Raw genomic sequence first — 13813 nt, 5'->3', positions numbered from 1 at the left:
TTTGGAGTGGTGCTATTTCATTAAAAAGGGCTCGCTGCGTGTGATGGCGGTGACGAGGGCGCTGAACTTGCCGTCAGCGGCTTTGGTTTGCTTCACGAGATCCTTCACCACCGCGTCGTCGGTGAAGTCGAGCGGACGACCCAGAGCATAGAGGAGGAGGTTTTCCGCGAGGCAGCGGGTCACGTCACTTTCCCGCGCGGTGAGCAGTTTTTTGAACTCCGCAAATCCGGCGAACGAGCCCGCGCCTTTCAACTCGCCGCTGGGGTCCACGGGCAGCTTCGTTTCCTCCTCTTTCTCGCGCCACTTGCCGATGGCGTTGAAGTTTTCCAAAGCGAAGCCCGGCGGATCGATCTTCGCATGGCATTCGGCGCACGCGGCCATTTCGCGATGGGATTTGAGCCGTTCCTTGAGCGTGGTGCCGGTGGATTCCTTCACGGGCGGCACATCGTTGGGCGGCGGTGGCGGCGGGTCGCCGAGGAGATTTTCGAGGATGAAGGTGCCGCGCTTCACCGGCGAGGTGCGGATGCCGTCCGAGGTCAGGGTGAGGATGCTGGCTTGTCCGAGCAGGCCGCCGCGCTGCGAATTGCCTGCCAAGCCGACGGGTCGCAAGTCGTAGCCGCTGACACCTGGGATGCCGTAGAAGTAGGCAAGGCGGCCGTTCAGCATCGCGAAGTCGGAGTCGATGAACTGCGACACGGCGAGGTCCTTTTGCAGCACATGCAGGAAGAATTGCTCCGTCTCGCGGCGCATGGAGTCCTTCAGCGTGTCCTCCCACTCGATGAACTTCTTCGGGTCCGGTTCCATCTGGCCGAGCGTGCGCAGCTTCAGCCACTGGCCGGTGAAATTTTCCGCGAAGCGGGCCGCTCGCGGATGCTGGATCATGCGCCGCACTTGAGTGTCGAGCGCGGGGCGGAGCTGTCCGGCCTTTGCCAGTGCACGGAGTTCCTCATCCGGCGGACCGCTCCAGAGGAAATACGAGAGACGCGTGGCCAGCTCGAAATCATCGAGCGGCAGGCGCTTGCCTTCCGCGCCTTCTTTCGACTCCACCATGAAGACAAACTCAGGTGCCGCCAGAATGCCCTGCATGGCGAGTTTGACGCCCGTTTCAAAGTCATCGCCCGCCGTGCGTCGGGACTGGTAGAAGGTGAAGAACTGGTCGAGCCGAGCCGCTTCGGGGGCACGACGGAAGGCCAGCTCCGCGAAGCGTGCCAGCACGGCGCGGGCACCCGCCTCGCTGTCCTCGGCCTTGGCAAAATACTCATGCCACGCCCGCGACGGCCAGTCCTCGACGATGGGGCCTTCGATTTCCACCCACTGCACCTGGATGCGCGGGGGCTTCACCCCGCGTTTGTAAAAATTCCGGTTCCCCATCGCGGCAACGCTGATGCGCAGGTTGGTAAAATAGGGCTCGGCGAAGACTTCGCCCTCGATGGTCTGAAATTCCGACGACAGGTCGGCGGTGACGACAGGGCGGTTCTCCTGCGGCGGGCTCGCGCCCAGCTCGGCGGTGATCATGGGCAGATCACCTTTCTCGTTGGGCACACCCTTCACATGGAAACGAAAACGATAGAGGCCCGCAGGACGACTGCCCCAACGGACTTGGGCCATGTTGTCGATGACAATGCCGTCGGGAAGGTATTCCTTTTTCGTGACGGCTCCGAAGGTGAGGCTCTTCGACTGGTCGATTTTCGGCACCTTCTTTTGGGCCTCCGCCATCCGGGCGTTCAACTCGTTCTTGGGAATGACCAAATTGCCCAATTCCCGTTTCAAGCGCGCAACATCATCGCTGATTCGGGCAAACTCCGCGCTGTCCATCGCGATGATGCGGGTCTTCTCCGTGGCGGGTTGTTTGCCCGCCGGGAACGCCATCTTCAAAACCCGGGCCGCGTTTTCCACATAAGCCCGCATTTGCGCCGAGGAGATGTTCAGCGCGGACCCGATGTTGTCAAAGCCATGAAACGTGTCGTCATCGGGCAAACCCAGGGCGGTGTCGATGGCCGGATGCAGGTGCAGGATTTCGCGCATCGTCTCGCGGTATTCGCTGCGATTCAGCCGTCGCATCACCACCTTGCCGCCCGTGCTGGCCGACTCACGCTGCGCCCGCTCCACCTCCGCGTCGATCCACGCGATGACCGCCTTTCTAGTCGCCTCCGACGGCTGCTTCTCGTCCTCCGGCGGCATATCGCCACTGAGCAGTTGCTCGCGCACTTCCAGCCAGGTATTCGCAAACTGCGGCGTCTCACTGATCGTGCCCATGGTGTGCAGACGCACGCCGCCCTTCTCCTTCTTCGGCCCGTGGCAGGAGACACAGTGCTGATCGAGGAACGGACGCACATCGCGCCCGAAATCAACCGGCGCGGCGCTCACGCTCGCAGCGAACACGCCGAGCGCCAAACCGCAGAGGATGGACGGGCGCAGAGAAAGACAAAAACGGGACTCAGAAACTTTGCGTCTGTCCACTCTCTGCGGTTCAATCAGTTGTTCGTGTTTCATCTGGGGAAAAATCATCGTGTGCTGCCATTGACCACTTCGACCTGCTCAATCTCCAGCCCGGCATCGCTGCCGATGGTGTAGATGACGACGCGGCGCAATTGCAGGCCATCTGGCAATGGCTCGCCAGCTTCGCTCTGCCATTTGCGAAACTCCGTGATTGGCAAATCAAGCTGCCAGTCGAGCGATGCAGGCGTGGGGCGTGCGAAGTAATTGCCCGCGAATCCACCGCGCAGCCGCTTTGTGTTCAGCATGATTTCCACCGACGTGAGGGTCGTCATGCGGCCACGCAGTCGCAGTCGCGAATCCGATTTGAGTTGCAGCGTTTGCAGAAACTCCCACGGCACCTCGACACTCACATGATGCAGCGTGACCGGCTCGCGTTTCGCCGGGGTCACGAGTTTTGGCAACGCCTTCAGCCGCGCGGGCAATCCAGCCTCCGCAGGCAGCCACTCGCCATCGGTGCCCTTCGCGCCTTGGCTCAAATCACTGCGCCAGTTCAGCGTCGGCGTGAGTCGCTGCACAGCCCCGAATTTCTCCGCCCGGCTCAGCGACGCGACGACCTGATGCTCCGCCGGCACGTCCACCGTGCTGCCATCCACCAGCCGCGTCATCCGCACAGTGCCTTCATCCACATTCAAACGCGTTGTAGCAGTGCCGGACTCTACATCAAAGCGCGTGCCCACCACCTCCAGCACAGCGGTCGCCGTGTGAATCAGCATCGGTCGCCCGCTGCGCTGGGGCCGCACATCGGCGGAGAGATTGCCCTCGCGCAGATGCACCTGCTTTTGTCCATCATCGGAAATCGTCGCCGCGCTGTGCGCCATCAGCGTGATGAGCGAACCATCGCGAAACGCCAGCGTTACTGCCGCATCATCCGACACCGTCTCCACCGTGCCGCCACTCAGCGCCGCATCCTTCGCGAGGCTGTCCACGATGCTACCGCCCTGACCAGTCCAGCGCACGCTGCCGCTCACCTCCGCTGCGCGCATCACCCACGCCGCATCGCGTCCGCTTTGCATCCAAATCACCGCCGCGAACACGACCGCAGCCGCAGCCGCCATCGGCCAAAGCAAGGCCTGCCAGCGCTGAGGCGCACGATGGACCTCGCGCACCGGCACCGGATTCGCCTGCGCGAACTCTCGCACCGCCGCGCCCTGCATCAGAATTTCCGCCAGCAGCTCACACGCCGCCGCATCGCGCTCCAGACGCGAGGAAAGCTCCTGCACTTCCTCCGTCGAGCAATCACCCGCGACATAGCGCGTGAGCATTTCGCAGAGCTGCGCGTCGTCGGTCATGCTCATGCCGCGCCCTCCTCCGCCAGCCGTTCATTGATGCACTTCCGAAGCGCCTGATGCAGCCGCGAGAGCGCCTTGTAAATCGCCGCCTCACTGCGCCGCAGCAGCCGCGCCAGTTCCTCGCCCTTGCGCCCTTCGTCATAGCGCATCCGCAGCAGCGTCCGCGATTCCTCCGGCAGCTTCTCCATGCACACCCGCATCGACTCCACGCGCCGCCGTTGCGCATCACCCATCTCCTCCAGCCGCGCATCCAGCGCATCCAGCGCCATCTCGCTCAAAATCTCACCCAACCGCCCCGCGCGCCGCACCTGATCAATCCCAAGATTCCGCGCCGACACACGAGCCCAGGCCAGCAATCCGCCCTCATCCGAAAAACTCTCCCGCATCCGCAACGCCCTCAGCAGCACCTCCTGAAACACATCCTCCGCCGCGTGCGCATCCCGCACGACCGCAAACGCCCCGGCCACCAATCGCGGGCGGGCATCCAGCAGGCTTTTGACGAGCAGTTCTTCGGTCATTCAGAGCAAAGACGAATGGCTTGCCGGAAACTGACCAGAAAACTTCCAGTCTGCGCCTGGAATCTACGGCGTAGTTCACCCCAAGATCCCTTTCACCACATTGCCCTTCACTTCCGTCAAGCGCATGTCGCGGCCGGCGTAGCGGTAGGTGAGCTTCGTGTGCTCCAGGCCGAGGAGGTGGAGGATGGTGGCGTGCCAGTCGTGGATGTGGACGGGGTCGATGACGCTCTCGTAGCCGAACTCGTCTGTTTCGCCGTGGCTGTGGCCGGGTTTCACGCCGCCACCGGCGAACCAGGTGGTGTAGCCGGTGTGGTTGTGATCGCGGCCGTCGTCGATCTGTGCATACGGCGTGCGGCCAAACTCGCCGCCGAAGATGACGAGCGTGTCTTTGAGCAGGCCACGGCCTTCGAGATCGGTGAGGAGGCCCGCGATGGGGCCATCGACGGCGGCGGCGTGTTTGCCATGGTCCTCGGTGAGGTTGCGATGCTGGTCCCAGCCGCCGTGATTGACCTCTACGAAGCGCACGCCGGCCTCCAACATGCGCCGGGCCATGAGGCACTGGCGGCCAAAGTCGTCGGTGGCGGTGTCGCCGATGCCGTAGAGCTTTTTCACGGTGTCGGACTCGTTTTCGATCTCGAGCACGCTGGGCAGGGCGTCCTGCATGCGGAAGGCGAGTTCGTGCGATTCGATGAGGCCTTCGATGGCGGCATTCTCTGGCTGGCGTTGCTGTGCGGCTTTGTTGAGCTGCTGCACGAAGTCGAGCTGGGCACGCTGCTCAGGCCGTGCGAGCTGCGGATGCGCGAGATTGCTGATTTTGGCCTGGGCGATGGGAGCGCGTCCATTGCCGATGCGCGTGCCTTGATAGATGGCGGGCAAGAACGAGCTGCCGTAGTTCGCGGGGCCGCCGTTGCCGGGATTGGGACTCAGCGTGACAAAGCCGGGCAGGTTTTCATTCAAAGTGCCGAGGCCGTAGCTGATCCATGCGCCCATGCTGGGACGCGGCGCGGTGGGGATGCCGCAGTGCATTTGCAGGAAGGCGGGCGGATGGTTTGGCACGTCGGTCTTCATGCTGCGGATAAGGCAGAGTTTGTCCGCGTGTGTGGCGATTTGCGGGAACAGCTCGCTGATCCACAGGCCGCTTTGTCCGCGCTGCTTGAACTCCCACACCGGGGCCATGAGCTTGCCAGTGGGCACCTTGCCTTTGCCGATGGCTTTGCCCGCGTATTTCGCCAGCTCGGGCTTGTAATCAAAACTGTCCACATGCGACGGCCCGCCATCCATGCAGAGGAAGAGCACGCGCTTGGCCTTCGCGGGGAAATGTGGCTGCTTCGGCGCGAGAGGCGCTGCGTTTTCCGCGAGTGCCCGTTGAGTGGCAAGGGCACTCAAGGCGAGATAACCAAAGCCCGCGCTGGTGCGTTGCAGCCATTCACGGCGAGAGAAGTGAGGAAGGGTATTCATAAATGGGTTGGTGAAATGGGTTTAGCTGCGAGCGAGGAACTCATGGCTCGCCCAGAGGCTCTGGCAGAGAGCGGCCCAGCCTTGGGCGGCATCGGGTTTTGTTTTCACAAACTTCAGCGCGGCTTCGACCTCGGAGTCAGTCGGCGGGCGGTTGAAGATGCGCTCGTAGGCGAGCTTCACGCGATGCGGTTCGCTTTTCGGGCGGTCGGTGAGGAGGCGTTGCGCGGCGAACTCGGCGGCTTTCAGCACGTAGGGGCTATTCATGAGGTAGAGCGACTGTGCGGGCACCGTCGTCTGAGGGCGCTGGCCGGTGACGATGCTGCCGGGCGTCATGTCGAAGAGCGCGAGCGACTCCAGCGGCAGGTTGCGCATCACGGGCAGATACACGGAGCGATGCGGCGAGATTTGATCCAAGGCACCGCGCACCACGGTCTGCACGCCAGTGACATAACCTTCGCCATACATGGCGACCGCGCTGCCAGTGGGCGGCGTGAGGTCGAGCTTGCCTGCGGTGAGCAACATCGCATCGCGGATGGACTCGGCATCGAGCCGACGCGGCGTCATGCGCCAGAGCAGCGTGTTGTCGGGATCGGCCTCGAAGTTCTTCGCGTCGTGCGCGGTGCTCAGCGCATAGACGCGGCTCGTCATCAGCTCGAGGACGAGTTTCTTCACCGACCAGCCTTCTTTGACAAAACGGGCCGCGAGATGATCGAGCAGCGCGGGATGCGAGGGCGCTTGTCCTGACAAACCGAAGTTGTCCGGCGTGGTAACGATGCCTTGGCCGAAGAGATGCAGCCACACGCGGTTCACGATGACGCGGGCGGTGAGCGGATTGTCCGGCGAGGAGATCCACGAGGCGAGTTCCTTGCGACCGCTGCCGCTTGGGATCGCGGCGCTGGTCTTCGCGAGCATCGGCAGGCCGCGCTGCACCATTTCGCCGGGCTTTTGCACTTCACCACGGATGAGCAGCGCGGAGTCGCGCGGCTTCTCGCGCTCCAGCACGCAGGTGACGAACTGCTTCGGCGTGCCGTCGGCTTCATAGGCGTCGAGATGAGCCTTGTCGGTGGCGAGACGGATGCGAGTGCGGACAAACTCGGAAGAGGCGAACATCTTCTCCTTGGTCAGCTCAGCAAGGCGAGCTGAGTCGCGGGCGACGTTCTTCTCAAGTCGGTCACGTTCGCGGGACGCGAGCGGTTTCAGGCCGTTGGGTTGGCCCGCAGTGGCAGGCAGCGGCACCAGCGGGCTGACATTGTTGTTCTGCACCAGCTTGATCGTGCCAAACTTCGTGTCCGTGCTGCGGAAGATGCCCGCCAGCGCGTAGTAGTCGCGCTGCGAGACGGGATCGTATTTGTGATCGTGGCAGCGGGCGCAGGCCATCGTTGTGGCGAGGAAGGCCTGGCTCACCGCGTCGATCTGCTCGTCCACCAAATCCATTTCAAACTGGAGCGGATTTTTCTCGATGTGGGACTTCGGCCCGATGGCGAGGAACCCGGTCGCAATGAGCAACTCCGCCCGCTCCTTGTCATCGCGGACCTCAAACAAATCGCCCGCGATCTGCTCGCGGATGAATTGATCAAACGGCATGTCCTGATTGAAGGCCTTGATCACATAATCGCGATACCGCCACGCCTGCGGATAGGCAAAGTCCGTCTCCTTGCCGCTGCTCTCCGCATAGCGTGCCACATCCAGCCAATGACGCCCCCAACGCTCGCCAAACTGCGGCGACTTCATGAGTTCATCGATCACACCTTCGATGCGCGACTCGCTCGCGTTGGCGAGAAACGCCTGCACCTGCTCCGCCGTCGGCGGCAGTCCGGTCAGGTCCAGATGCACACGACGAAGCAGCGCCGCAGGCTCAGCATCACCGACGGGCGCGAGTCCTTTCGCCTCCAACTCCGCCAACACAAAGCGATCCACCTCCGTGCGCGGCCAGCTCGTGTTCTTCACCGCTGGTGCAGGTGCATCCTTCACCGGTTGAAATGACCAATGCGCCAGCCGCGCCTCCATCTTCTCATTCGTCGTCACCGATTGTGCCGCAGGCATCGGCACACCGCGCTTCACCCATTCCGTGAAGTCCGCGATCACCGAGTCCGACAACTTCCCGCCATGCTTCTCCGGCGGCATCTTCAAATCAGGATCGTCATGCCGCAGTGAGGCAATGAGCAAACTCTCCTCGGGCTTTCCCAGCACCACCGCCGCGCCACTGTCGCCGCCTTTGAGCAAGGCATCCCGCGTATCCAGCGCAAAGTCCGCCTTCAACTTCTCCGCCTCCGCGCTGTGGCACTCGTAGCAACTCTTGATGAGCACGGGGCGGATGTTCTTCTCGAAGAAATCGAGATCGGCAGCGGCGAAGCGCGTGCTTTTGTCAGCAGTGGCTTCCGTTGATGTCTTCGGAGCTTCCGTTTCCGCCGGAGGCCGCTTGGCCTTGCCCTTGCCTTGGCCGCCTTTGCTCTGGCGTGGTTTGGCGATGTTTCGATACTCTTCCAGCGTCAAAGCACCGTCAGTATCCGCATCGAGCTTTTTGAACGCAGGCTCCAAATGGTCGGGATGCTCGCGGAAGTAGGGCGTGCTCTGTTTCAGTGCCGCAAACTCCTCTCCGCTGAGTTTGCCGCTTTTGTCTGAATCGAGCGCTTTGAAGCCTTCTTCGAGATTCGGAGCAGCCTTGGTGGAAGGAGCCGTTTTTGGAGCTGGAGGCGTCTCAGGTGCTGAAGCTGCTGGTTTCGCCGCCGCGCCTTTCAAATGCTCCTCAAACCATGCGATCTCCAGCGTGGACGCTTCCTGGAAACCTTCGCGGTAGATGCCGTAATGGGTGATGCCTTTGATGACGTGATACTTCGAAGGCACGCCACGGGCGGCGATCTGACGCTGGACCTCGGCGACGGTGTCGTTGTTGCTCAGTTCCTCGTTCTCCGCGACGACGAAGAGCGCGGGCACTGCAATCTTCGCGGCGGCTTCGAGGGCGCTGAAGCCTATGCTTTTCGCCGCATTTGTCCGCATGTTCGAGTATTTCTCCATCTTGCCGGTCATCTTGCCGGTTTCGAGCGGCACGGGTTCGATCTCGCCGCGAGCCTGCTGCGTGTGGAGGCGGAAGGCGGCTGTTTGCGCAGCGGTGCGAGCACCACCAAGTCCTGGCACCTGAGCGACGACGCATTTCACCCGTGGATCGGTGCCCGCCATGTAGGTCACGAGGCCGCCGCCGTAGCTGCTGCCCATGATGCCGATGCGCTGCGGGTCCACCGACGGCTCGCCTGCGAGGAAGCTGATCGCGGCGCGGATGTCCTCGGTCTGGTCGGTGTAGTTCATCTGCCAGCGCAGAGCCTTCACCTTGAGCGTCAGCTCGCCCTTCTCGTCCGGCTTCGGCTGCGGATCGACGGCCATGAGCTGGCTCTCGCTCTCGCCCCATCCCCGATAGTCAAAAGCCAGCGCGACATAACCCTTCTCCGCAAAGATCGGCCCCAAACGGCCGCCCGTGCCGCCTTTCGTGCCGCCCGTTCCCGCACAAAAGACGATGGCAGGCAGCTTCTCGCCTTCCTTGCGATTCTTCGGCAGGTAAAGATCGCCCGCCATGCGCGTGCCATCGCTCCAGATGGTGATCGCGCGTTTCTCGACCCCTTCCGGCAAGGCCCCGCGAGCCGCCGGTTCGTTCGGATTCGCCGAACTCGGCGCAGGCGCACTCGATTTGGCCTTCGCAAAATAAGCCGTCAACTCCGCCACGGAAGCCACGCCATCCTTGTCCGCGTCGATCTGATCAAACAGCTTCGGCATTTCCTCCCGCGTGACCTTGCCATCGCCATTGCGGTCAATCTTTTTGAGGCCATCCGGCAGCGCGGCGTTTTGCGCGAGGGTGAGGCTCGTGAAAGTGAGTGTGAGAAGGAAGGCGAGGCGTTTCATGGCGTGGAGAGAGTCGTTGTTAGCCTCTCACATCCCGGAGAGGGCGGGTGGTTACAGAGACTTGGTGAAATGGAGACAAAGGGTTGTTCCATTGCGGGGCGGAACATGGACAACTTTTTCACATCCCGGAGCGAGAGGGCTACTTTTCCTCCAGCATCGCCCCAAGCTCCGTCAGCTTCTTCTCCACCCCATGCGTCAACGGCGCCACGACATGCAGCGTCGGAATAGATTCACCGCCTTCGATGCGGCTAATCATGTCGCGCGAGACACCGCACTTCATCCACAGCGCATACATGCTCAAGCCACAGGCTTCACGAAGCTCTTGGAGCCGACGCGGCAGCCTATCGCGGATGCGCTCGGCATAGTCGTGGGCTTCGTGGTTGTCTGGAGCGGCGGGCATGTTGGTTCATGCGGATGGCGCTTCATTTTGGTAATTGGTTCAGCGCGGCCTATTTCGCTGTGGTGAATTTGTAAAGAAGGACGCCGTGCCCTGGAATAACCAGAGGCAGGGAATCTGTGGCGGTATTCAGCGTCGCAATGTTCTGCTGCCTCCACAGGTCGCGGATGGTCTGCTTGCCAGACAAGTGTAGTTTGGCGAAGTCGTTGAAATCCAATTTCACCGGTTCGGTGCCGAGGTTGAAAAAGCCGATCGCGCGACTGCCGTCGGCCAATTCCTTTTCATAGACGCGCACATCGGCGACGATGCCGCGGACTTCGTTGATCTTGGTCACGCAGGTTGCCTGTTTGCCGAGTTCGTCTTGATCCACCGCCAGCACTTCGTCATTCGTCAAGAGGCTCAGAGTAAAGTCATCCAGCTTGGTCATGTCGCTGCCGATCAGCAAGGGTGCGGCGAGCATGCACCAGAGGCTGATGTGGGTGTATTGCTCATCCGGCGTCAGGCTGGTCGGATGCGGCCTGCCCCAGCCGACCCAGCCGACGATGAGCATGTCGGGGTCGGTCCAGCTGCCTGGCTTGGCGAAGGGTGCGGCCTTGTCCTGATAGAAGCCGATGTCCCTGATGCTACGCCATGAGTCATTGACGTCGCCAGTCACGCGCCAGCTACTTCCGTTGACCGAGGCGCCCCATTTCCACACGTCATGGCCGCCATATTGGCATAGGCTGAATACGATGTCGCGAGGTTGGTCGCGCAGGAAGCCGCCCATCACTTTGAACGGATGGATCGCGTAGTCATCATTGATGGAGTTTTTCCGGACCGGGACGTTCAACGGATTTTCGACCGTTCCATCCGTGACGGAGGCATAGCTGCACCAGTCATATTTCAAGTAGTCGAAGCCCCACTGGGCATAGGTTCGGGCATCTTGTTCCTCGTGCAGCCAGCTTCCGGCGCATTTGCCGCAGGTCGTCGGCCCCGGCGAGGAATAGAGGCCAATTTTCAGGCCTTGGTCGTGAACGTAATCGGCCAGCCCCTTCATGTCAGGGAAGCGGGCATTCGAGACGATGGAGCCCTTGTCGTCGCGGAAAGGCTTTACCAAATCCTGCACGTCCTTTTGATCCGTCGGGAGGTGGTTCTGCCAGTAGTCGTCGATGTTGATATAGCTCCAGCCGTGGTTGATGAGGCCGCTCTTGACCATCGCGTCTGCGGCGCTCTTCACTTTCTCGGCGGAGACCGCGTGCGCAAAGCAGTTCCAGCTATTCCACCCCATCGGCGGCGTCAGTGCAATGGTGTCACCACAGACGATGCGGAAGCGTTTCTCCGCAGTCCCAAGCGCGTTTTTTGCGCCGAGCGTAACGATGAACTCGCCCTTGGATTGAGGTGTTCCAGTGATGCGTCCGGTCTTTTTATCTACGGTTAAACCGCTCGGCAGATTCGTGGCCGAAAACTCCATCGGCCGGCCGCCGGTCGCTGGTATGGTAAACAGGAATGGCGAACCGGGGCGCACGCCAAAGACATTCGCGCCGTTGATGCGCGGCGTGGACGGAGCCGCGGGCGTCAGAATATAAGGCGCGACCGGCGCGGGGACGGGCTCACTACTGGTTTGAAACGTCTTTGCCGTTTTCGTCTCGAACTTTGCGTCCGCCCAATCCGCATAGTCATCGTTGTTGCCATCGTCCGCATCGCCGACTTTCAGCAGTAGCTGCTTCACTCCGTCAACGCTGACTTTAAACGCCTTGGCCGCTTCGTTGGTGCGCATCACGCCACTGCGCCAGAGCAGCCGGCCATCGCCAATGACGAAGAACTCAACGCTCGTTCTTAATGAGCCGCGCTTAGCGTCATCAGTGCCCACATAAGCAGAGAATGTCGTGGCATCGCCGTTCAGATGGATGTTCATCACGCTTTCCGCGACCGTGCCGACTCCGCGTTCAAATCTCTTCGCAGCGATGGTCAGAGGCTTGCCGTCCTCTGGTTTCTTGGCCGCGCATTTGTTTTTCTGAGCTTTCCCCCAACCTTGGTTGATGTGAGACAAGTTTAAGTCATCTAGCCACACGGTTTCGGCGGATGCGACGAGCGGGATAAGGCCGACTAGAAGAAGAAGGATGGTGATGTGTTTCATGGTCGTTTTAATCGTTTTCGTGGTGAGTTAGTGGAGTTCTGAAGGGTTACCAAAGCAGCGCATACAACGCGGCGATGATGCCCATGATGAGGATGCTGCCGACAATGAAGCCGCCGCCTGGAGTGAAATCGCTTCTGGCCCACGTCAGCGCCTTGGCTTCATCGCCATCGCGTTTGGTCAGGAGGCTGAGCACAACCATGAGCGCGGTGAGAATGAGTGTCACCCAGCCCATGCGATCCATGAAGGGCATGTCTGGCGTCATAAACTTGAAGCCGGCGGACAACGGAATGGTGAGCAGTGCCACGGCCACTGCGGCCGCTGACGTGGACCGTTTCCAAAAGAATCCGAGCAAAAAGATGACGCACACGCCAGGGCTGATGAAACCGGTGTATTCCTGAACATACTGAATGGCTTGATCAAGACGGCTCAGTTGCGGCGCGACCAGCATGGCGATGATCGCGGCAACCAAGATGGCCAAGCGGCCAACGACGATGAGTTTCGTTTCGGTCGCCTGTGGATTCACAAAGCGCTTGTAGAGATCAAGCGTGAAGATGGTGCCAATGCTGTTGGCCTTACCGGCGAGCGAAGCAACGATGGCGGCGGTCAGTGCGGCGAAGGACAAGCCCTTCAATCCCGTGGGCAGAAGATGGATAAGCGCGGAGTAACTGCGATCCGGTTTGACGACGCCTGCGGCATCGAGCAGTTCTTTTTGAAACAAACCTTTCTGATGCAGCACATAGGCGGCGATGCCAGGAATCACGACGATGAGCGGCATGAGTAGCTTCAGGCCCGCTGCAAACAGAATGCCTGCACGCGCCGTCGGCAGCGTGGCCCCGAGCGCACGCTGGGTGATGTATTGATTGCAGCCCCAGTAGCTGATGTTTGCCACCCACATGCCACCGAGCACGACACTGAGGCCCGGCAGATCCACGTAATGCGGATGCCCCTTTGGCGAGATCATGTGGAAGTGCGTTGGTGCTTGTTCCTTCAGTAACGCAAGGCCAGCGAGCACACCGCTTTGACCAAATTCATGCGCCACCATGTTGAGCGCCAGCCAGCTGGTGGCGATTCCGCCCAGCACCAGCACGCAGACCTGAATCACATCCGTGTAACCAATCACTTTCATGCCGCCCAGCGTGATGACGAGCGCGAACACCGCGAGGAACATCACACACGCCGCGAACGAGAAACCGGACATGCTTTCCACCGTCAGCGCGCCTAGATAAAGGATGCTGGTGAGATTCACGAACACATACACCAGCAGCCAAAACACCGCCATGATCGTGGCCACGAGCGGACCATAACGCTCAGTCAAAAACTGCGGCATGGTGAAGATCCGCCCCTTGATATAGCCAGGCATCAAGAACATCGCCACGAGCACAAGTGTAGCCGCTCCGATCCACTCATAGCCAGCGATGGCCATCCCCAGCGCAAAGCCTGAACCCGACATACCGATGAACTGCTCCGCTGAGATATTCGATGCGATGATCGAGGCACCAATGGCCCACCACGTCAGCGAACCTTCTGCGAGGAAGAAGTCCGCTGACGATGCTGTGACGCTCCGCTTCCTGCGGTAGATCCAAAAGCCGTAGAGAGCGACAATGGCGAAGTAGCCAAGGAAGATAAGGTAGTCAGCGGTGTGCAT

General features: G+C 61.0%; 8 protein-coding genes. All 8 read right to left on the bottom strand.

Annotated features, from left to right (window positions below; all coding sequences use genetic code 11):
• Positions 1–12: 12 nt before the first annotated feature.
• Complete coding sequence (locus ACKVY0_RS03555; protein WP_409213417.1) at positions 13–2367, bottom strand: DUF1592 domain-containing protein; 2355 nt, start codon at positions 2365–2367, stop codon at positions 13–15.
• A 137-nt stretch (positions 2368–2504) separates the two neighbouring features.
• Complete coding sequence (locus ACKVY0_RS03550; protein WP_409213416.1) at positions 2505–3794, bottom strand: FecR domain-containing protein; 1290 nt, start codon at positions 3792–3794, stop codon at positions 2505–2507.
• Positions 3791–4306, bottom strand: a complete 516-nt coding sequence (locus ACKVY0_RS03545) for a sigma-70 family RNA polymerase sigma factor (protein ID WP_409213415.1) — start codon at positions 4304–4306, stop codon at positions 3791–3793. Before ACKVY0_RS03545 ends, ACKVY0_RS03550 begins: the two co-directional genes overlap by 4 nt.
• 75 nt (positions 4307–4381) lie before the next feature.
• Positions 4382–5764 (bottom strand): DUF1501 domain-containing protein, encoded by a 1383-nt coding sequence (locus tag ACKVY0_RS03540; protein WP_409213414.1) that lies wholly within the window; start codon positions 5762–5764, stop codon positions 4382–4384.
• Positions 5765–5785: 21 nt separating this feature from the next.
• Positions 5786–9655, bottom strand: a complete 3870-nt coding sequence (locus ACKVY0_RS03535; RefSeq protein ID WP_409213413.1) for an alpha/beta fold hydrolase — start codon at positions 9653–9655, stop codon at positions 5786–5788.
• A 139-nt stretch (positions 9656–9794) separates the two neighbouring features.
• The gene (locus tag ACKVY0_RS03530) at positions 9795–10055 is read right to left on the bottom strand and encodes a helix-turn-helix domain-containing protein (protein ID WP_409213412.1); all 261 of its coding nucleotides are present in this window, start codon (positions 10053–10055) and stop codon (positions 9795–9797) included.
• 49 nt (positions 10056–10104) lie between these two features.
• Positions 10105–12168, bottom strand: a complete 2064-nt coding sequence (locus ACKVY0_RS03525) for an NPCBM/NEW2 domain-containing protein (protein WP_409213411.1) — start codon at positions 12166–12168, stop codon at positions 10105–10107.
• Positions 12169–12214: 46 nt separating this feature from the next.
• Positions 12215–13813: a sodium:solute symporter family transporter gene (locus tag ACKVY0_RS03520; protein ID WP_409213410.1), complete on the bottom strand. Its 1599-nt coding sequence runs from the start codon at positions 13811–13813 to the stop codon at positions 12215–12217.

Origin of the sequence: Prosthecobacter sp. (assembly GCF_046154365.1) — a bacterium.
Taxonomy (GTDB): Bacteria; Verrucomicrobiota; Verrucomicrobiia; order Verrucomicrobiales; family Verrucomicrobiaceae; genus Prosthecobacter.
Note: the sequence above shows the minus strand (reverse complement) of the source record. Positions and strands in the feature narration are given on the sequence as shown.